The organism is Cobetia sp. MMG027, assembly GCF_027947415.1.
Taxonomy (GTDB): Bacteria; Pseudomonadota; Gammaproteobacteria; order Pseudomonadales; family Halomonadaceae; genus Cobetia; species Cobetia marina.
On sequence record NZ_JAQJIO010000005.1, the window covers coordinates 177,705 to 196,933 of the forward strand.

A 19,229-nucleotide genomic window follows, 5' to 3' on the forward strand; every position below is an offset into this window, starting at 1 on the left:
GAATGCATCGCGGAGCAGCACCGTCTGTCCCGCGATGCCGTGTAGTGACAGGACAACGCGACTGGAGACGTGAACGATGGCGGTAGGGCCTTCCACTTTCCCCGCAGACATGCCGGAAATTTCCGGCCTGCAGATCGGGGTTGCTGAAGCCGGTATCAAGAAGCCGGGGCGACGTGATCTGGTGATCATGGCGCTCGATGCAGGATCGCGTCTCGCGGGAACCTTCACGCGCAATGCCTTCTGTGCGGCACCGGTGCATGTCGCGCGTCGACATCTCAAGGCCGAGATCGATGGGCCGCGCTATCTGGTGATCAACACCGGCAACGCCAACGCGGGGACAGGTGAGCAGGGCATGACAGACGCGCTTGCTACCTGTGAGTTCCTGGCCGATGTCGCGGGTTGTGATGCACAGGCCGTTCTGCCGTTCTCCACCGGCGTGATCGGTGAGCCCTTGCCGATGGATCGTCTGACCGGCGCACTGCCGACGGCCTTCGCGGCATTGGGCAAGGGGAATTGGTCCGACGCGGCACACGGCATCATGACCACCGATACCCGGCCCAAGGGCAGCTGGCGTAGCGTGACGCTGGCCAATGGCGAGTGTGTCACCATTGCCGGGGTTTCCAAGGGCTCTGGCATGATCTGCCCCAACATGGCGACCATGCTGGGCTTCGTGGCCACTGACGCGGATCTCGCCATCGATCAGTCTGCGCTGGATGAGATGCTGCGCCGGGTCGTGGTCAGAAGCTTCAACAGCATTACGGTGGATTCCGATACCTCGACCAATGATGCGTGCATGCTGGCTGTCACGGCCAGGGCCGCTCGAGTCGAGGGTGAGGATCTGGTCGCCTTCGAGGCTGCGCTGGCCGACGTCATGCTCGAGCTGGCGCAGGCCATCATCCGTGATGGTGAAGGGGCGACCAAGTTCGTCACCCTCGAGGTGGAGGAAGCGCGCTCCGTGGAAGAGGCGCGTGCGGTCGGCTTCACCGTGGCTCACTCGCCACTGGTCAAGACGGCTCTCTACGCCAGTGATGCCAACTGGGGACGAATTCTGGCGGCCGTCGGACGGGCGCCGTTGGAGAATCTTGAGGTTGACGGCGTTGCGATCACGCTCAACGGCGTGAGCATCGTCGAGCAGGGCGGACGAGCCGCCAGTTATACCGAGGCTGCCGGCAGTGCTGCCATGGCCGAGGAAGAGCTGGTGATCGGTATCCGCCTGGGGCGTGGCCAGCAGAAGGCGCGTATCTGGACATCGGATCTGTCCCACGATTACGTCTCGATCAATGCCGATTATCGTAGCTGATGCCTGAGGGCAGAGGCTTACGCTGAAACGGTAATGCAACATCTCCCGCAGGCTTCGCCTCATCAGGGTGGAGTCGGATGTACAACGCGAGTCAAAGGTACAGGCATCATGCCGAAGCGAAGGGTTCACGTGGCGGCTGCCGCCATCTTAAACGAACAGGGCCAGGTCCTGATTGCACGCCGTCCCTCGACGGTGGATCAGGGCGGCTTATGGGAGTTTCCGGGTGGCAAGCTGGCGCCCTACGAAACCGGTCTGGAAGCGCTCAAGCGTGAGCTGTGCGAAGAGCTGGGGGTCGAGATCACGCGTGCTCAGCCGCTGATCCGCATTCATCACGAATACCCGGACAAGCATATCCTGCTGGATGTGTGGGAAACGCGTCAGTTCAATGGCGAGCCCTTCGGCCGCGAAGGGCAGGCAGTGCGTTGGGTCGAGATCGAGGACCTTTACAAATACGCCTTCCCGGCTGCGAATCTGCCGATTCTGCGCGCGGTCTCGCTGCCACGCGAGTATCTGATCACGCCGGAAGAGGCTGATGAGGGAATCTTCGAGACACGCTTGATCCGTGCATTGGATGAAGATGGCGTGCGCCTGGTACAGCTGCGTGCCAAGGAACTCGATGAGGCGGCGTACATTGCCCGGGCCGAGAAGGCGCTGGCGATCTGTCATGCACGTGGTGCGCGTCTGTTGCTCAATGCCGAGCCTTCCATGCTCGACAAGGTCGATGCGGACGGTATCCACCTGACCAGCGTGCGTCTGGCGGAGCTGGCAGAGAAGGCCGAGCGTCCGATCGCGGCCAACAAGTGGTTGTCCGCCTCGACGCATGACCAGGCACAGCTGGATCAGGCGGGACGGGTGACCTGTGATTTCGTCAGCCTTTCACCGCTGCGTGTCACGCCTTCCCATCCTGAGCGTGCACCACTGGGGTGGCATGACTTCCAGGAGCTGGTCGAGCAGGCCTGCATGCCGGTCTATGCCCTTGGGGGCATGTCGCGCTACGACAGTGACCATGCGCGCGCCGTCGGCGCACAGGGGATTGCGTCGATTCGTGACTTCTGGAAGTGATGATCGCGCGTTGATGGCAGTTGCCTGAACGAAAAAGACCCTCGAGGCCAGCCTCGAGGGTCTTTTTTTGGCGAGCATCTTGAGCGTCGAGCTTGAGCCAGTCTGAACCAGCAGGGCTCTCTCGAGCGCTACTGCTGATTCATGTCGCGCTCCATGCGTGCCACCATCTCGTCGATGCTGGTCTCGTCCATGGCCGGCTCGCCGGCGATGCTGTGGGACTCATCAGCCCAGGCGCCGAGGTCCAGCAGTTGGCAGCGCTTGCTGCAGAAGGGGCGGAATTCGCTGGCGGCGCTCCATGCCACGGGGGTTCGACAATGCGGGCAGGCAACGGACAAGGGCGCCTTGTGGGGCTGTGAGGACGCGGAGTCAGACATCGGGAAGCTCCTGAAATGATGCATTGGAGGCGGCCAGCGAGCGATAGCGGACATCCATGGCCACGACCTGCTCACGCAAGCTCGCCTGATTGCCGTTATTGTCGATGACATCGTCGGCCTTGGCCAGTCGTGTCTCGCGCGGCAGCTGGGCCGCGAGGATGGCGCGTACCTGCGCTTCGCTGACGCCATCGCGGCTCAGCGTGCGCGCCAGCTGAACATCCTGGCTGACATCCACCACCAGGGTGCGTGAGACGAGGCTGTCCTGGCCGGACTCGAACAGCAGGGGAGAGACCAGTAGACGGTAGGGGCTGGTCATGGCCGCCAGGTGTTGCACGATGCGCTCCCGGATACGCGGATGGGTGCAGCGCTCCAGCCATTGACGCTCCTCGGGGGCAGCAAAGATCCGCTCGCGCAGCGCGGCGCGATCAAGCTCGCCCTGCGCCGTGACGATCGACTCGCCGAAGTGGGCGATGATCTCGGCCAGTGCGGTTTCGCCGGGACGCACGATCTCGCGCGAGACATCATCGGCGTCCACCCACTGGATGCCGAGCTCTCCGAACATCCGTGCCACACTGGATTTTCCGCTTCCAATACCGCCCGTCAACCCGATGATGGGGCCTTGATTGAGCGCAGTCGTCATCAGGCACCTATCACGCTGAGGTAGAGGCTCATCAGCGGGGTGCCGAACAGCAGTGCGATCCAGCCTGCCACGGCCAGATAAGGGCCGAATGGCATGGGGGCTCCCCGCAGGCGCGGTACCAGCAGTTGCAACAGGATCCCGAGTACTGCGCCGAGTCCCGCAGAGAGGATCAACAGCAGTGGCAACCACTGCCAGCCCAGCCAGGCGCCCAGTGCCGCCAACAGCTTGAAATCGCCATAGCCCATGCCTTCCTTGCCAGTCACCAGCTTGAACAGCCAGTAGAAGCTCCACAGCACCAGATAGCCGGCCATGGCACCAATCACGGCACTTGGCAGCATCAATGGCTGGAAAAGCAGTTGGTAGGCGAGACCGGCCCACAGCAACGGTAGCGTGATGGCATCAGGCAACAGCTGGGTGCGGAAATCGATCACTGACAACACCAGCAGTGTCAGACAGGCGCCGAAGATCCACAGGCTCTGTGCTTCCAGGCCGTAGATCAACGCGATGGAAGCGCCGAGCGCGCCACCGGCGAGCTCCACCAGTGGATACTGTGCACTGATACGGGTATTGCAGCTCGCGCAGCGGCCGCGGCGTTTCAGCCAGCCGATGACAGGGAGATTGTCATGCCATTTGATTGGGGTGTCGCAGCCAGGGCAGCGTGAGGCAGGCACCAACAGATTGAAGCGTGGCGACGCTTCCGGCTCCAGTTCCAGCGCTTCACGTGCTTCTGCACGCCACTGGCGCATCATCATCACCGGCAGGCGTGTGATCACTACATTCAGAAAACTGCCGATCAACAGGCCGAAAATCCCCGCGAGGCAGGCCTGAAGAGCGGGGGGGAGAGAGGCGAGAGAATCCACGGAACATCCTTGTCAGAAAAGCTGGACTGGAAATGAGGCGGCCGCGCCCCTTCGGGTGTCGCGGCCGCCTGTCATGATGAAGCATCTGACCGTGAAGTATCAGATAGCGTTGCCGAGTTCGAAGATCGGCAGATACATCGACACCACCAGCCCGCCAACCAGAGTGCCCAGCACCACGATGATCAAGGGTTCCAGCAGTGAGGTCAGGGCATCGACCTTGTTGTCGACGTCTTCTTCATAGAAGTCGGCCACCTTGTTGAGCATGGCATCCAGAGAGCCGGCTTCTTCTCCGATGGCCACCATCTGCACCGCCAGCGTGGGAAACAGCTGAGTATTGCGCATGGCAAAGTTGAGCTGCTGACCCGTGGAGACATCCTCCTTGATCTGGGCGATGGCGCGTTCATAGACCTTGTTGCCGGAAGCGCCTGCAGCAGTATCCAGTGATTCTACCAGCGGCACGCCAGCCTGAAAGGTGGTGGCGAGAGTGCGTGAATAACGTGCCACGGATGACTTGTCGAGAATATCACCCAGCACCGGTATCTTGAGCATGAAGCGATGCATGGCATAGGCGAACTTGTCGGAGCGCTTCATGCCTTGAGCGACAAGTATGCCTGCCAGAATCACGGCGCCCAAAGCGATGTACCAATAATTCTGGGCGTATTCCGACAAAGTGATGGTCAGCTGAGTAAAAGCAGGTAGTTCAGCACCAAAGCCCTGGAACAGGCTTTCGAATTGGGGAACGACCTTGATCAACAGAATCGCCGTCACCCCGATACCCACACCAATGACGGCGATGGGGTAGTAGAGCGCTTTTTTCACGCGAGCCTTGAGGGAATCGATCTTCTCCTTGTAGGTCGCGACGCGGTCCAGCATCTTGTCGAGGGCACCGGCCTGCTCACCAGCGGCGACCAGGTTGGAGAAGAGATTGTCAAAATGTTGCGGGTGCTTGCGTAGTGCTTCCGAGAAGCTGGCGCCCGCACCGACCTGATTCATCAGATCTTCCACCAGGTGTCGCATGCCCGGGCTTTTCATGCTTTCAGCGACGATACCGAAGGCTTGCAGAACGGGGACACCGGCGCGAATCATCGTTGCCATCTGGCGGGCAAACATGGTGACATCCTTGCCGCTGACTTTCTTGCTGCCACCGAACAGGGCGGATTTCTTGCGCAAACGCTTGACGACGATACCCTGGCCGACCAGCGTATTCTTCACCTGGTCGACATTGGCGGACATCAGCTCGCCCTTGACCTTTTCACCACGCGAATTCTTGCCCGTCCATTGCCAGGTTTCTATGCCCGCCTTCTTCTTGTCTTTCTTGGCAGTTCTGATCGTCGCCATGTCGGTTGTCATTCCCTGATGAATGAGAGTCCCTGTCTTGACTCGCGAGACTCATGTTACACGTGAGCAGGCCAGTGGCTGCTCCCTCCCTATGCCGCGATTTACACTGCTGGCAGTCAGTGCATGAGTGACCTGCTCATCGCAGGGGGAGGTAATCCATGTTCAATGTGCCTGATGACTGAGCAAAAGTCAGCGCTGGTGAAGATTGTTCACATCGGCGCTGTCAACGCTCCAGCATGTTGTCATCAATCCTTGGTGATACGGTTGACTTCTTCCAGCGAGGTCATGCCCGCCATGACCTTGCGCAGGCCGCTGCGGCGCAGATCCGACAACCCTTCCTTGCGCGCCTGGTCCGCCAGTTCTATCGCAGTGCCTTCCCGCATGATCAAGCGGCTCATCTCGTCTGAGATGGGCATCACTTCATAGATGCCGACGCGTCCCTTGTAGCCCAGCGTGCATTGGCTGCAACCCGTCGGGCGATAGATGGTGGCATTTTCCAGATCTTCCTCACTGAAGCCATTTTCTGCGCTGAAGCCCATCGAGGCCATGGCTTCCTGGGGGATCTCGGCAGGTTGGCGACAGTGGGGACACAGACGCCGCGCCAGACGTTGCGCGATGATCAAGGAAACCGAGCTTGCGATGTTGAAGGGCGCGATGCCCATATTGCTGAGGCGCGTCAACGTTTCAGGGGCAGAATTGGTATGCAGGGTCGAGAGCACCAGGTGGCCTGTCTGCGCGGCCTTGACGGCAATTTCGGCGGTTTCCTTGTCCCGAATCTCCCCGACCATCACCACGTCGGGATCCTGGCGCAGGAAGGCGCGCAGTGCCGAGGCGAAGTCGAGTCCTATCTTGGGCAAAACGTTGACCTGATTGACACCCTCTACCTTGAGCTCGACCGGGTCTTCCGCGGTCGAGATATTGCGCTCAGGCGTATTGAGGATGTTCAAGCCGGTATAAAGGGTGACGGTCTTGCCGCTACCGGTAGGGCCGGTGACAAGGATCATGCCCTGAGGCTCGCCAAGTGTCTTCTCGAACATGGCACGCTGTTCGGGCTCGAAGCCCAGTGCCTCGATGCCCATCTTGGCGGAACTGGGGTCAAGAATACGCAGTACCAACTTCTCCCCGTAAACGGTTGGCAAGGTGTTGACACGAAAATCGATGGAGCGTGACTTGGAAAGTCGCAGTTTGATGGCGCCATCCTGAGGCAGACGTCGCTCGGAGATATCCATGCGCGACATCACCTTCAAGCGCGCCGAGATACGGTTGCGCATGTTGAAGGGCGGACGAGTATTCTCGACCAGCATGCCATCGATACGAAAGCGAATCCGGTACGTGGATTCATAAGGTTCAAAGTGAATGTCCGAGGCGCCACGTTTGATGGCATCCAGCAGTACCTTGTGAACGAAGCGCACGACTGGCGCATCGTCACTGCTGGCTGTGATAGCCAGATCGTTGTTGTTATCCTCCTCTCCCTCGAACTCCAAGCCATCGAGGGCTTCACCTTCGCCCCCAAGCATATCCATGGCGCTCTCTTCGCCGGCTTCCAGATATTGCTCCAATGCTGGCGTCAGCTGGTCGGCAGCGACCAGGACACTCTCGATCGACAAGCCCGTGGCAAATTGCAGTTCATCAAGATGCGTGAGCGTCGAGGGGGAGGGTACGCCGACGGTCAGGCGATGCTCACGGCGATAGAGTGGCAATACCCCTAGCTTACGAAGGACCTTCTCAGGCAGTTCATCAATGGCGGGCAGTGAGTCGATACGAAGGGCATCGAGATCCACATACGGCAGGCCATATTCCCAGGCCGCTGCCAATGTCGCGTCACGTGCCGGTACCAGGCCGTGTGCGATGATATGCAGCAACAGGCTTTCCCCGGCCTCATTGGCTTCCTGCTCAGCCAGCTGCGCTGCCTGTGGTTCGAGCAGGCCAGAGTCGACCAGTCGTGCAGCAAATCCTTTTAGCGTGTGTTCTGACTGGGGCATGACACTCTTCCTGTTGCAGTTGCCTATAGGCCTACTTTCGCTGCTTCACACGTGAAACAGGTGCTGATGCGCTATGCGTGAACTGTGGTGCGGCAAGCCATCGTATTACAAACATCGTCTTGCAGAAGAGTGTAGCTGGATTGCCCTGTGCTAGGAATGGCGCATCGTGACATGAGAAGGGGATAGAGTTTGTGGAGGGAGGTAGCCAAATGCTGATGGGGCGGGAGTAACGTTGAAGAGCGCCTGAATCTCGATCGTGAAGTTTTTGTGTTCGTTGCTTGCAATGTCACTGAGTGTAATCTATTGTAACAACCAAGCAGCCGTCAGCGCCGCCAAGAAAGCATCTTGCGACATGGCAATGGCACCTGAACTGTGGCTGTGGTATCACTCGTCCCGTCCGGTCGATACCCCGTGATATCAGAATGTTATGCTGACAATGGTGGAATGCTGATACAGAGTGGCAACGCTCGACACGGCATGTCGCCCTAAGTAACAGTTTGATGTTCAGGGACAGTAACCGGGGTTTCAGGACGTACGACCTGATCTCACTACGCAAAGGCAAGGGAGTCACACCATGACACGCAAGCAACAGGCAGGTTTCACATTGATCGAGCTGATGATCGTTGTGGCGATTATCGGTATTCTGGCGGCCATCGCGATTCCGCGTTACCAGGATTATGTTGCAAGATCTCAAGTTTCTCGAGTAATGAGTGAATCTGGTGCTCTCAAAACCTCGGTAGAGGAGTGTATATTGAATGGGCGTACTGTAATTGGTACTGGCGCAGGTCAATGTGATCCGGGCGCTACTGGGTCAAACCTTCTGACAGGCGGTAATGCTGCACCGGCGATTGCCGCACTCCCTGCTGGCACTGGTGTTCCTGCTGTGACTAACCCGTTGACTACCGCAACGACTATCACCTCTACTTTTGGTAATAATGCTGCGCCAGTTTTGACAGCTGCAAATTCAACACTTGTATGGACTCGCGATGCGAGTGGTAGCTGGACTTGTTCAACGACTGGTGTTCCGGCAAATCTTGCACCAACTGGATGCTAAGATTGTATTGTAAAAAAACCGCCCTCCGGGGCGGTTTTTTATTGTCTTCAATAAAGTGCTTCTTCTTCCTCTACCACATCCTTCAGCAGCTCAAGGAACAGCTTGTCCGCATCGGAGTGCTCTGCCGGATCTTCCGGGATATGGATACTGGTAGTGTCAGAAATTTCGTTGGCGATGATGGCCAGCACTGCTTGCTCATTCTTTCCTTGTTCTGCCCCTTCCTTGAGGCGCGATCGCGCTACGACCAGTGACTGCTCGAGAATCTTCGGGTCTTGCAGCAGCTTGCGAATGAAACCTTTCAGTTCATTGATGATGCGTGTCTTGTGCATTTCGCCGGATGCGTTGCTCATGGCGTGCTCCTTGGGTGTTTGTGTGATCACTGAAGATGGGCAAGGTGACGAACATCATCGTCACCAGAGGGTTCGTTGAGGCACTGCACCGCTGGGCAGACTGCTGTGTATCGCAAAGTGTAACTCACGTTTCGGCGTCTTGGGCACGCGAAATGATGCTGAGTCTTACCGTGCCCAGCCAGCGGATGTCCTTTGCCAGGCGTTGCAGTTCATCGACTGTCGTGTTGCGTGATGCAGGTGCCAGGTTACATTCGCTGAGCGAAGTGAGTGCCTGATCGGCAACCTCCAATTGGACATCGACATGCGGAGCACTCGAGGGAGCAGAAGGGGGTGTGGTGACATGATTGACATAGTGAAGCATCAGCCCGCTGCGTTCTTGCCATACAGGGTGTGACTGCCAGCAGGCATCAAGTGCAGTGATGATCTCGCTGCGCAGCGGTAGTGGCTGCATGGGTGTGGGATGTGTCGTATCCGCCTGGCCGATATGTGAATCGTCTTCGGGGTCAATGTGATAGAGCACATCGCTGAGCTGGGGGAATTCTGACTTGAGGCGTGCCACGGCGTGATGGCCGATGGCATGACCTTCGGAGACGCTGATGCGTGGCGCGACCAGCAGGTGGACTTCCAGCACGATACGACCGGCGAGCGTGCGACTGCGAAGATCATGTGCGCCACGCACTTCCGGCAATGACAGCAGGCATTCACTCATGGCGCGTTGTTGTTCGCGTGGTAGAGCGGTGTCGATCAATTCCCGTGAGGCTTCCCACGCCAGCGATATGCCGATCTTGCCGACCATCACCGCGACGATGATGGCAGCTATCCCATCCATCCAGCCCGCCCCGAGCTGAGTGCCGATCAAGCCCACCAGCACGGCGACGGTCGAGAGCGCATCGCTGCGTGAGTGCCAGGCATTGGCTTCCAGCAGTCTGGACTTCTGTTTGCGAGCCACCTTGAGCGTTGCACGAAAGATGGCTTCCTTGGCGATCAAGGAAATCACCGCGACGCCGATGCCCAGAGCCCCTGGCAGCGGAATGCTCAGGGTACCGAATATCAGCTCCCAGCTGCGCAGCACGCCTTCCCAGCCGATTGCACCCGCCACGGCGATGAGCAAGCTGCCAAGCACCAGCGTGCCCAGCGTCTCGATGCGTTCATGCCCCCAGGGGTGGGAGCGATCCGGTGCCTGACGACCGAAGTGAGTGGCCACTAACACGAAGGCATCCGTCACCAGGTCTGACAGTGAATGGATGCCATCGGCGATCAAGGCTTGAGAGCCGACCAGCTTGCCGACGATCAACTTGGCGATGCCCACCACCCCATCCAGCGCCGCGCCGATCAGGGTGATGCGCTGCGCCTCACGTCTGGCCTGTGCGGCAGAATCTGTCTTCATCTGAGCGGATGTCGTCATGGGAAGCTCGCGGCAGGCCGGGTGTGAGGGAAGTGACTGCTTGCACATGAATCGAATGCAGGTCAGCAAGGAGTGAGGTCAGCGAATGCAGCTGTCTTCGGCGATTTCATGCGTCGGACGCAGACGGCGCGCGACGCTGTCCACGACGATATTGAGTATTGCGGTCAGCAGCAGCAATGCAAAGGCCTGGTCGAACATCAGATACTCGAAGCTCGAATCGATATGGAAGCCCAGCGTTGCCACGCCGAGCATGCCGAGAATCGCCGTCTCGCGAATGATGGTCTCGGCGCGATAGAAGAGTAGTGCGAACATGCCGGGCGCGACTCTCGGGTTGATCTCATACAGCCAGCTTTCCAGTCGTCCGCGGGGCTTGCCGGGCGGCAGCTGGATCTGGTTGGCATGTCGTGCACATAGAAAGGCGATGATGGCGCCATTGTGCAGGGACAGTGCCAGCCAGGCAGGCAGGAGCGAGGGGCCCAGCAGCAGCAGCAGAATGAAGGCCAGCATCAGCTCAGGGGTGGTGCGCAGGAAGATCATCAGCCCCTGAGTGGTCTGTCGGGAGACACGATTGCCCACATGTCGGCTGGCCAATGGCCACAGCAGCATGGCGATCAGCAGGCTGCCTGCGGTGCCCAGCAGACCGAGCAGCAGGGTGTTGCCCAGCGCGGACAGCAGGTGGGGCAGATAGCTCGCCCAATCCAGCAGATCAGCAAGTAGCTGGCCGGAGATCAGTGAATCGACGCTGGCATTGACCAGCGGCGCTGGCCAGATGTCGTGGCTGAGGAAGCGCCACAGCAGTGTCGGATTCACGTCCGGCCATGGCCCCAGCCACCAGAGACTGGCGACTCCCAGAAGGGGCAGCAGGCGACGATGCCCCCACCATGGCAGCGTGGCGATCAGCAGGTAGAAGATCCACAGCAGAGCGCCGGCTTCATGGTAGCGCCCTTCGCGGAAAGCACTTTCCAGATAGAAGCCCAACGTCGGCAAGCCGACGAAGCCCAGCAGGACGCTGGCGCGTAGCGCGCACTCGAAACGGTAACGGGTGTAGCTCGCCAATCGCGACCATGCCAGTGGGAGTTCTGCATACACGAAGCACATCAGGCGTGATGTGGCGGCAGGCAGAGCGCGGCGCGGTGCCTGGGGAACCTGTTCCAGTATCTCGGCGTAGACCTTGGCGAAGGTTGCCGCGTAGGGGATGGTGATCGCGGCCAGCGCCGTGATGGCGGACAGGCCGAATACCTGCAGCAGCAGCAGTGCCCAGAACAGCTCATGCACGGCCCGCAGGCCGGCGCAGACAGCGCGCAATGCTCGTGAGCGGGAGTAGAGCAGCGCAAGGGGCAGTCCCAGCAGCGCCCCCAGCAGCGTCCCCCACAGGGCGAACGCCACCGTCAGGATCAAGGCATGCACTGGTGATTCCAGTGCACTGGGGGTCGGCATCACCAGGCCATTCAGCATGCGGCCAAGCTCCTGCCATGGCTCCCGTGAGGTAATGGAGAGATCACCGAAGGGTGCCAGTATCAGCATGGCAGCCAGCAGGCCGATACCGAGCCGAAGCAAGTGTGAGCCTTCACTGCGCGCCTGCCACCAGCGTGGCGGCTTGCGCAGTCTGGAGAGCGCGAGGCCGGGATCAGTCGACATCAAGTGGCTCACTGCTGGCGGCAGGGTAGAGGCAGTCGAGGTCCTGCGGCTTCAGGTCGTCGGTATTGGCGTCGAGCAGCACCTTGCCGTTGCCGTTCTCATCCTTGCCCAGACCGATGACACGAGTGAAGTGAGTGAGTGCCAACTCCTTCTGGTGAAGCGCTACCACGCTGGTGGCATGGCGAGAGTGAATCCAGTGGATCAATTGACTGGCCTGATGTGGGTCCACGCTCGCCACGGGCTCGTCCCCGAGAAACAGATCATGTCCCTGATAAAGTGCCCTGGCGATGGCCACCCGCTGACGCTGTCCACCGGATAACGCCTCGACCGAGCGCTCCATCAGGCCGGCGATGCCCAGAGGTTCACATACGGCGGCGACTGCCTGCCAATGAGCGGGCCTGGGGCGCAGCAGATTGAGCAGGTTGGTCAGCGACGATTGCTGATCCAGCCTGCCCATGAAGATGTTGTGATACACGGAGAGCTGAGGCACCAGTCCTTGACGCTGAGGGCACCAGGCTGCAGGCGTACCCTGCTCATGCAGGGCGCTGCGCAAGGCTTCCAGCAGCGTGGACTTGCCTGCACCGCTGGCGCCAAGCAGAGCGACGCGCTCGCCATGCTCGAGTTGAACGTCCAGATCGCGCAACACCACCTCGGCGCCATGGCCGAGGTGGTGTCGTGACAGGTGCAGCAGGGGAGAGGGTGTTGCCTGGGTCATGACTCAGCGCAGCAGACCGAGTTGCTCGCCAACCGTCTTGATCGGGGCGTAGTCATCATTGCTGGCCGGGATGAAGCCGGAGCGCGGGAAGCTTTCCAGAAGGTCCGGATCCTTCATGTCCAGCAGCGCCTGAGTGAGGTGCTGCGTGAAGTCCGCACCGTAGTGGCTGTCGGCATCGCCGCGCACTGTCCACTGATAGTCGGGGTAGGCCGGAGTTTCCCACAGTACCTGGACCTTGGCGGGATCGACCTTGCCATCCTTGACGGCGGCTTCCCACACGGCGTAGTTCACGGCGCCCACGTCGTAGGTGCCGGCGGCAACCAGCGCGATGGTGCGTGAGTGATCACCGGAGAAGCCGACGCGCGAGAAGACCTTCTCGGGGGCGTCATCGAACTGTTCGCGCAGATAGTATTCCGGCATCAGGCGGCCGGAAGTGGAGGTCTTGGCACCGAAGGTGAAGGAATGGCCTTCCACGGATTCGGGCAGCGTCTCCAGCGGCGTCTGTGCATCGCCGGCCAGCTTGAGATCACGTCGTGCGATGAAATAGCTGCGGAAGGCGGCATCTTCCACACCCTGGGCGATCGCCTGGGAGCCCGGCACCAGCTGGCGGGCCTGGACACCGGTGAGGCCGCCGAACCATGCCATCTGGATCTGATTATTGCGGAAGGCACTGACCGCGGCGCTGTAGGACTTGACCGGCACGTACTCGACATCCACCCCGAGCTTCTCTTCCAGGTAGTCGGCGACCTTGTCAAAGCGCTCCACCAGACGCGACTCATCTTCATCGGGAATGGCAGTGAACTTGAAGGTCTCGGCTTGCGCCAGACTGATGCTGAAAGGCAGGGCAGAGAACAGGGTCAGAGCAGCAGTGGCCAACCAGCGCATGGGGGCTTCCTCGGCATTCACGACATGGGAGATCATGCAGCCAGCGGCCGCATGCAGGTTCATGGCGCGTATTGTTGTGCCTTGGCGGCATCGGTGCAAGTCCACCGCTGCTTGAACCGTCAGGATTCCGGCGGAAAACGGGTGTCCTTGAGGCTATCCTTGATCTTCTTGAGGTGATGCTGGAAGTCCACGCCACGCCTGAGCGTCACGCCGGTCGCCAGCACATCGATCAGAGCCAGATGGATCATGCGCGAAGTCATCGGCATGTAGATGTCGGTGTCCTCCGGTGCCATGACTTCCAGCACCTCGGTACACTCGCGCGCCAGCGGAGAGTCCGGCGCGGTGATGCCGAGCACGGCGGCACCGTTGCCGCGCGCCAGCCTGGCGATATCGACCAGTTCCCGCGTGCGGCCGGTATAGGAGATGATCACGATCACGTCACCGGTATGGCAGGCGGCCGCGACCATGCGCTGCATCAGCACGTCTTCATAGGCCATCACGGGCAGATTGAAACGGAAGAACTTGTGCTGGGCATCTGCCGCCACCGGCCCGGAAGCCCCCAGGCCGAAGAAGCAGATCTGCTTGGCCTGGCTCAGATAATCCACCGCACGTTCGATGCGCTTGGCATCAAGGGCGCGGCGCGCATCATCGAGAGCGGCAACCGTGGCGCCAAGTATCTTGTCGCCATAGGATTCGGCGTCATCATTCTGCTCGACGCTGCGCGAGACATAGGGCGTGCCACCGGCCAGACTCTGGGCCAGCTTGATCTTGAAGTCCGGGAAGCCCTTGGCGTCGAAATTGCGACAGAAACGGTTGACGGTCGGCTCGCTGACCAGCGAGGCCTGAGCGAGTGCCGCGATGCTCATTCCCGTGGCGGCCGACGGATCTGTCAGAATGACGTCAGCGACCTTGCGCTCTGAACGATTGAGGTCGTCGAGACGTTCGCGGATGCGGTTGATGAGGTCGTGTACTGCCATTCGCCGATTACCTTGCCATTGTGTAGTGAAATAACTACGTAATCTGGGCATCCTAGCCTCACTCGTCTGGCAGGCCAAGCATCCCTTTGCCTCGGACGATGCTCCAAGCTCAGTGAAACGTCCGCTGGCTACCACTTTTAGGTAAGTTTACCTACTTGTTGGGCGATTTGTCTTGAGAGAGCGCGACGTTATCGCTACATTTGTTGTTAATATAACCAGCCATGTATCGCCACAGCCGTCCCGGTGTCCCACATGCCTCTTGAAATCCTGCGTGCTGCGCCCCTCGCGTCGCGCCATCGGAGATTCAGGGAGGGCACCACCGTATCGGCCAGCCAGGCATGCAGGGCAGTTTCGACGGGAGAAATCGGCTGCATGAGTTCCGACACCATTCCGGGCGTGGATATTGCCCTGTTCGGCGCCTTGGGCGACCTCGCCAAGCGCAAGCTGTATCCAGCCCTCTATCACCTTGATCGCGATGGTCTGCTCGACAAGGCGACTCGCCTGATCGGCCTGGCGCGTCAGGACGTCAGCCTCGAATCCTTCAAGGAAACCGTGCAGGCCTCGCTCAAGGAGCGCGTCAAGCCGGAGCATTTCGAGAAGGCTGCCATCGAGCGCTTCCTCGCCCGTATCAGCTACGCCGCGCTGGATTTCAGCACGGTGGAAGGTTACTCGGCCATCGCCGACTGGCGGGTTGACGCCAAGGGCAAGCCTTCGCCGCGCCCGCTGATGATCTATCTCTCCGTGCCGTCACGCATCTATGGTGACATCAGCAACAACCTGCAGGCCGCCGGTTGTCTGGATGAGAACTCGCGTGTCGTGGTCGAGAAGCCGATCGGCTCCGACCTGGAAAGCTCCGGTGTCATCAACGATGCCATCGGCGCGGTATTCCACGAGTCGCAGATCTATCGCATCGATCACTATCTGGGCAAGGAAACCGTTCAGAACCTGATTGCATTGCGCTTCGCCAACCCGATGTTCGGCAATCAGTGGAACCAGAACCACATCTCCCACGTCGAGATCACCGTGGCCGAGAAGGTCGGTATCGAGGGACGCTGGGGCTACTTCGATCAGGCGGGTCAGCTGCGTGACATGGTGCAGAATCACCTGCTGCAGCTGCTGTGCCTGATCGCGATGGACCCGCCGTCCAATCTGGACGCCGATGCCATTCGCGATGAAAAGGTCAAGGTGCTCAAGGCCTTGCGCCCGATCACCGGTGAGCGTCTGAACACTGATCTGGTACGTGGTCAGTACATCGCGGGTGCCGTCGATGGTCAGCACGTGCCGGGGTATCTGGAAGAAGAGGGCGCCAATACCGAGTCCTCCACCGAGACCTTCGTGGCTTTCAAGACCGAAGTGTCCAACTGGCGCTGGGCAGGCGTGCCGTTCTACCTGCGTACCGGCAAGCGCATGCCCGAGAAGCTGTCACAGATCGTGATCCACTTCCGTCAGCAGCCGCACTACATCTTCGATCCGGACCAGCGCTCGCTGGCGGCCAACAAGCTGATCATTCGTCTCCAGCCCTCCGAAGGCATCTCCCTGCAGGTGCTGACCAAGGACTCCGGTCTCGACAAGGGCATGCGCCTGCGTCCGGGTCCGCTGGATCTCGACTTCAACAGCGCCTTCCCCAAGCGCCGGATTCCGGAAGCTTACGAACGTCTGCTGCTCGAGGTCATCAAGGGGCAGCAGTATCTGTTCGTGCGTCGTGACGAGATCGAACACGCCTGGCGCTGGGTCGATACCCTCATCGATGGCTGGGAGTCGCGCGCTGCCACGCCGCGTCGTTACCCGGCGGGCTCCTGGGGGCCGGTCTCCTCCATCGCGATGATCACGCGTGATGGTCGCAGCTGGTATGAGGAGTATTGAGATGGCTGTCGACATGACACAGAACGCCACCCAGGACCCGCGCCAGCAGACTGCCGAGTCGCTGGCCGAGTATCTCGCGGCAGCACTGACCGCTGACCTGGCGGCGTCGCCTGAGGCTCGCGCACTGCTGGTGGTCTCCGGGGGCTCGACGCCCAAGCCGTTGTTCGCCGCATTGCGTGACAAGCCGCTGGACTGGTCGCGTGTGGACATCACCCTCGCGGATGAGCGTTGGGTAAGTGAAGACGCCGACGACAGCAATGCCCGCTTCGTGCGTGAGCATCTGTTGAAGGGCGCAGCCGCTGCCGCGACCTTCCATCCGCTGACCAACGCCGAAGCAGAGCCAGAGGCGGGTTGCGGCGAAGTGAGTGCTCGCATCGCGGCACTCTCCTGGCCGGCCTCCGCGGTGATTCTCGGCATGGGGGGCGATGGTCACACGGCTTCGCTGTTCCCGGATGGGGATCGCCTGCAGGAAGCGCTGACCAGCCGTGATTGCTGTGTGCCGATGCGTGCCCCCAGCGTCCCGCAGGCGCGCATCACCCTGAGCCTCGAGCGCTTGCGGCAGACGCGCCGTACCGTGCTGCATCTGACGGGCACCGACAAGCAGGCCGTGCTGTCACGTGCGCTGGGCGATGTCGAGGCCGTCAGCGAGTTGCCGATCCGCGCCTTCCTGTCCGCGCCTCTGGCGCTGTATTGGGCCCCCTGATCCTATCGGCCACGGCGCTATCAACCACATCAGCGCCGTGGCGTACTAGACAACATCAGCGCTGCGGCGCAAGGAGAACGCCATGAGCTTCGAAAAACAACTTCCCTCGACGCGCACGACCGAGATCGACAGCATCTGCCAGAAGGCCTCCGTGCTGCCGGTGATCGCCGTCGAGCGCATCGAGGACGCCGTGCCGCTGGGCAAGGCGCTCTATGAAGGCGGCTTGACCGTTCTCGAGGTCACCCTGCGAACTGACTGCGCTCTCGAGGCGATTCGCCGCATGCGTGAAGCGCTGCCCAATGCCAGCATCGGTGCCGGCACCGTGCTCACGCCGGAACAGTATCGCAAGGTGGAAGAGCTGGGCGTCGATTTCGTCGTCACGCCGGGTACTACCGAAGCGCTCTATCAGTATGGCGTGACCAGCAGCGTGCCGATGCTGCCGGGCGTCGCGACCGTGTCCGAATTGATGACCGGCTGGCAGTACGGCTACCGCCGCTTCAAGTTCTTCCCGGCCGAGGCCGCGGGTGGCGTGAATGCCATCAAGTCCTTCGGTGGCCCGATCAGCGAAGCACGCTTCTGCCCGACCGGCGGCATCACGCTCAACAATGCCGGTGACTATCTGGCACTCAAGAACGTGATGTGTGTCGGTGGTAGCTGGGTGGCGCCGCAGAAATTGATCGATGCAGGCGACTGGGATGGCATTCGTGAGCTGGCGCGCGAAGCGTCCGAGCGTTTCCACCACTGATTTTCGCCAGGTCAGCGGGTTGCCATACGGCAATCGGTGGCCTGACGCGCAAGACCGAACATTGCTGCTCTCTCTCGACAGCTTGGCTGTTGCTTGTGACCCGTCTCTCGCGAGGCGGGTCTTTTTTTGGCCGAATGCCAGAGAATGACGTCGAGGCGGGCCAGCAGTCACAGGTCTGAGGCTATGGCTAAGGAGGGGGCGGGGATCCAGCGCTAAGCGCTCAGGGCTGTTGACTGCTCAGGTGAGTGTGGAGTTGCTCGAGCAAAGGCAGGTCATCGGTCAGTGACAGCCCGTGACGGAGGGCAGCGTGTCGCAACGGGCCAAGGATGGCCTCCACTTCCGTGGTGCGACCTGCCAGCACATCCTGAAGCATCGAGGCACGGTTGTTCGCCGTGGCACGGATGACCTGGTCGACCAGGGCCTGCCAGCCATTCGTTGGCGGGGCGATACCCTCGGCTTCCAGCACCCGAGTGATCTCGTCGACGGCCTGGCGCACCATCAGGGAAAAGGGACGATCACGCAGCTGTCCATTGCGAATCCGAAAGCGTGCCACGAGTGGATTGATGGCGGCATTGACCGCCAGCTTGTGCCATAGGCGAGTGCCGATGTCGGCACTGAGGTCACACTCACGGCCAGCCGCCTGCAGCCAGGCAACCTGCCTTTCTGCGGCCGCCATGGCAGAGGAGGAGGATGTCGGATCGGCCTGCGATGACCAGGTGCCCAGCCAGGTCTGGCCATGGCCGGCGTGTTGCACGGCCAGGCGTTCTGGGAGGGTGTGTGTGGCAAGCGCGGTCGATTCCGGAATCCAGGCACCCTCGGTCGTACTGGCGCACAGCAGTTGAGGGTGCTGCTCTGCCAACCAGGGTTGTGCGCTCAGCCCGTTTTGCCAACAGGTAACTGGTGTCCGTGAGTCTATCAGCGGCGCGACGTGTGCCCAGGCAGACTCGATGGCATGTGACTTGGTGGCCAGCCAGATAGCGGCAGGTGGATGATATGGCGAGGTTCTCAGCTGGCCAATCGAGGAATAAGTTATCTCTGAGCTAACAGATTGACCTTCCGGAGTGCTCATGTCGATCGTCACCATCTCGCTGACGGATGCCCGGCGACCCACCAACAGAAGGTTTGGCAATGTGCTCCTTCCCTGCGTTGCCATTTCGCGCTGGCGGGCGTGAGCGAGCGTGGCCGCCAGCAATCGACCGATGGCCCCGGGGCCGACGATCCACAGCCAATCGCCTGCAGCGGCAGGACGCTGGGAAAGTGAATCGAAAGCCGTCGAGAGTGTGTGATTGTCGTCAGCCGGCGTGGAAGTCGTCATGCGTGATTTCTCATCCTGGGTGA

General features: G+C 60.5%; 18 protein-coding genes. 6 read left to right on the forward strand and 12 right to left on the reverse strand.

What is annotated here, in order from left to right:
• Positions 1-76 precede the first annotated feature (76 nt).
• Complete coding sequence (gene argJ, locus PJK54_RS08275) at positions 77-1,300, forward strand: bifunctional glutamate N-acetyltransferase/amino-acid acetyltransferase ArgJ (protein WP_084209208.1); 1,224 nt, start codon at positions 77-79, stop codon at positions 1,298-1,300.
• Positions 1,301-1,408: 108 nt separating this feature from the next.
• Positions 1,409-2,362: a Nudix family hydrolase gene (locus PJK54_RS08280; RefSeq protein WP_271302619.1), complete on the forward strand. Its 954-nt coding sequence runs from the start codon at positions 1,409-1,411 to the stop codon at positions 2,360-2,362.
• A 128-nt stretch (positions 2,363-2,490) separates the two neighbouring features.
• On the opposite strand, the gene yacG is transcribed toward PJK54_RS08280, so the two are convergent.
• The 5 genes from yacG to pilB all read right to left on the reverse strand — a co-directional run bounded on the left by yacG (position 2,491) and on the right by pilB (position 7,556).
• Complete coding sequence (gene yacG, locus PJK54_RS08285; protein WP_271302620.1) at positions 2,491-2,736, reverse strand: DNA gyrase inhibitor YacG; 246 nt, start codon at positions 2,734-2,736, stop codon at positions 2,491-2,493.
• Positions 2,729-3,376 carry a dephospho-CoA kinase gene (coaE, locus tag PJK54_RS08290; RefSeq protein ID WP_176492893.1) on the reverse strand — a complete coding sequence of 216 codons (648 nt, stop codon included), beginning with the start codon at positions 3,374-3,376 and terminating at the stop codon, positions 2,729-2,731. Before coaE ends, yacG begins: the two co-directional genes overlap by 8 nt.
• Positions 3,376-4,236, reverse strand: a complete 861-nt coding sequence (locus PJK54_RS08295) for a prepilin peptidase (protein WP_271302621.1) — start codon at positions 4,234-4,236, stop codon at positions 3,376-3,378. Before PJK54_RS08295 ends, coaE begins: the two co-directional genes overlap by 1 nt.
• A gap of 99 nt (positions 4,237-4,335) precedes the next feature.
• Positions 4,336-5,574, reverse strand: a complete 1,239-nt coding sequence (locus PJK54_RS08300) for a type II secretion system F family protein (RefSeq protein ID WP_271302622.1) — start codon at positions 5,572-5,574, stop codon at positions 4,336-4,338.
• 245 nt (positions 5,575-5,819) lie between these two features.
• Positions 5,820-7,556 (reverse strand): type IV-A pilus assembly ATPase PilB, encoded by a 1,737-nt coding sequence (gene pilB / locus PJK54_RS08305; RefSeq protein WP_271302623.1) that lies wholly within the window; start codon positions 7,554-7,556, stop codon positions 5,820-5,822.
• A 574-nt stretch (positions 7,557-8,130) separates the two neighbouring features.
• On the opposite strand from pilB, the gene PJK54_RS08310 reads away from it, so the two are divergent.
• Positions 8,131-8,610, forward strand: a complete 480-nt coding sequence (locus PJK54_RS08310; protein WP_271302624.1) for a pilin — start codon at positions 8,131-8,133, stop codon at positions 8,608-8,610.
• Positions 8,611-8,657: 47 nt separating this feature from the next.
• Here PJK54_RS08310 and PJK54_RS08315 read toward each other — a convergent pair whose 3' ends face one another.
• The 6 genes from PJK54_RS08315 to PJK54_RS08340 all read right to left on the reverse strand — a co-directional run bounded on the left by PJK54_RS08315 (position 8,658) and on the right by PJK54_RS08340 (position 14,580).
• Positions 8,658-8,960: a hypothetical protein gene (locus PJK54_RS08315; RefSeq protein WP_271302625.1), complete on the reverse strand. Its 303-nt coding sequence runs from the start codon at positions 8,958-8,960 to the stop codon at positions 8,658-8,660.
• Positions 8,961-9,084: 124 nt separating this feature from the next.
• Complete coding sequence (locus tag PJK54_RS08320; RefSeq protein WP_271302626.1) at positions 9,085-10,365, reverse strand: cation diffusion facilitator family transporter; 1,281 nt, start codon at positions 10,363-10,365, stop codon at positions 9,085-9,087.
• A gap of 78 nt (positions 10,366-10,443) precedes the next feature.
• Positions 10,444-12,003 carry a PhnE/PtxC family ABC transporter permease gene (locus PJK54_RS08325; RefSeq protein WP_271302627.1) on the reverse strand — a complete coding sequence of 520 codons (1,560 nt, stop codon included), beginning with the start codon at positions 12,001-12,003 and terminating at the stop codon, positions 10,444-10,446.
• Complete coding sequence (locus PJK54_RS08330; protein WP_077371734.1) at positions 11,993-12,718, reverse strand: ATP-binding cassette domain-containing protein; 726 nt, start codon at positions 12,716-12,718, stop codon at positions 11,993-11,995. Before PJK54_RS08330 ends, PJK54_RS08325 begins: the two co-directional genes overlap by 11 nt.
• Positions 12,719-12,721: 3 nt before the next feature.
• Positions 12,722-13,603 (reverse strand): putative selenate ABC transporter substrate-binding protein, encoded by an 882-nt coding sequence (locus tag PJK54_RS08335; RefSeq protein WP_271302687.1) that lies wholly within the window; start codon positions 13,601-13,603, stop codon positions 12,722-12,724.
• A 119-nt stretch (positions 13,604-13,722) separates the two neighbouring features.
• Complete coding sequence (locus PJK54_RS08340; RefSeq protein ID WP_077371737.1) at positions 13,723-14,580, reverse strand: MurR/RpiR family transcriptional regulator; 858 nt, start codon at positions 14,578-14,580, stop codon at positions 13,723-13,725.
• A gap of 372 nt (positions 14,581-14,952) precedes the next feature.
• On the opposite strand from PJK54_RS08340, the gene zwf reads away from it, so the two are divergent.
• The 3 genes from zwf (at position 14,953) to PJK54_RS08355 (ending at position 17,891) form a co-directional block, all read left to right on the forward strand.
• Positions 14,953-16,443 (forward strand): glucose-6-phosphate dehydrogenase, encoded by a 1,491-nt coding sequence (zwf, locus tag PJK54_RS08345; RefSeq protein WP_077371740.1) that lies wholly within the window; start codon positions 14,953-14,955, stop codon positions 16,441-16,443.
• A gap of 1 nt (position 16,444) precedes the next feature.
• Positions 16,445-17,146, forward strand: a complete 702-nt coding sequence (pgl, locus tag PJK54_RS08350) for a 6-phosphogluconolactonase (RefSeq protein WP_271302628.1) — start codon at positions 16,445-16,447, stop codon at positions 17,144-17,146.
• Between the two features lie 82 nt (positions 17,147-17,228).
• The gene (locus PJK54_RS08355) at positions 17,229-17,891 is read left to right on the forward strand and encodes a bifunctional 4-hydroxy-2-oxoglutarate aldolase/2-dehydro-3-deoxy-phosphogluconate aldolase (RefSeq protein WP_077371743.1); all 663 of its coding nucleotides are present in this window, start codon (positions 17,229-17,231) and stop codon (positions 17,889-17,891) included.
• A 220-nt stretch (positions 17,892-18,111) separates the two neighbouring features.
• Here the strand turns inward: PJK54_RS08355 and PJK54_RS08360 are convergent, their stop codons facing one another.
• Positions 18,112-19,206, reverse strand: coding sequence for a ketopantoate reductase family protein (locus PJK54_RS08360; protein WP_271302629.1), 1,095 nt, complete (start codon positions 19,204-19,206; stop codon positions 18,112-18,114).
• Positions 19,207-19,229 lie beyond the last annotated feature (23 nt).

Coding starts and splice junctions, on each gene's coding strand:
- PJK54_RS08310 (WP_271302624.1), top strand. CDS start 8,131: ATGACACGCAAGCAACAGGCAGGTTTCACATTGATCGAGCTGATGATC.
- coaE (WP_176492893.1), bottom strand. CDS start 3,376: ATGACGACTGCGCTCAATCAAGGCCCCATCATCGGGTTGACGGGCGGT.
- PJK54_RS08325 (WP_271302627.1), bottom strand. CDS start 12,003: ATGTCGACTGATCCCGGCCTCGCGCTCTCCAGACTGCGCAAGCCGCCA.
- PJK54_RS08320 (WP_271302626.1), bottom strand. CDS start 10,365: ATGACGACATCCGCTCAGATGAAGACAGATTCTGCCGCACAGGCCAGA.
- PJK54_RS08335 (WP_271302687.1), bottom strand. CDS start 13,603: ATGCGCTGGTTGGCCACTGCTGCTCTGACCCTGTTCTCTGCCCTGCCT.
- PJK54_RS08300 (WP_271302622.1), bottom strand. CDS start 5,574: ATGGCGACGATCAGAACTGCCAAGAAAGACAAGAAGAAGGCGGGCATA.
- pgl (WP_271302628.1), top strand. CDS start 16,445: ATGGCTGTCGACATGACACAGAACGCCACCCAGGACCCGCGCCAGCAG.
- PJK54_RS08330 (WP_077371734.1), bottom strand. CDS start 12,718: ATGACCCAGGCAACACCCTCTCCCCTGCTGCACCTGTCACGACACCAC.
- PJK54_RS08360 (WP_271302629.1), bottom strand. CDS start 19,206: ATGACGACTTCCACGCCGGCTGACGACAATCACACACTCTCGACGGCT.
- PJK54_RS08315 (WP_271302625.1), bottom strand. CDS start 8,960: ATGAGCAACGCATCCGGCGAAATGCACAAGACACGCATCATCAATGAA.
- yacG (WP_271302620.1), bottom strand. CDS start 2,736: ATGTCTGACTCCGCGTCCTCACAGCCCCACAAGGCGCCCTTGTCCGTT.
- argJ (WP_084209208.1), top strand. CDS start 77: ATGGCGGTAGGGCCTTCCACTTTCCCCGCAGACATGCCGGAAATTTCC.
- pilB (WP_271302623.1), bottom strand. CDS start 7,556: ATGCCCCAGTCAGAACACACGCTAAAAGGATTTGCTGCACGACTGGTC.
- zwf (WP_077371740.1), top strand. CDS start 14,953: ATGAGTTCCGACACCATTCCGGGCGTGGATATTGCCCTGTTCGGCGCC.
- PJK54_RS08355 (WP_077371743.1), top strand. CDS start 17,229: ATGAGCTTCGAAAAACAACTTCCCTCGACGCGCACGACCGAGATCGAC.
- PJK54_RS08340 (WP_077371737.1), bottom strand. CDS start 14,580: ATGGCAGTACACGACCTCATCAACCGCATCCGCGAACGTCTCGACGAC.
- PJK54_RS08280 (WP_271302619.1), top strand. CDS start 1,409: ATGCCGAAGCGAAGGGTTCACGTGGCGGCTGCCGCCATCTTAAACGAA.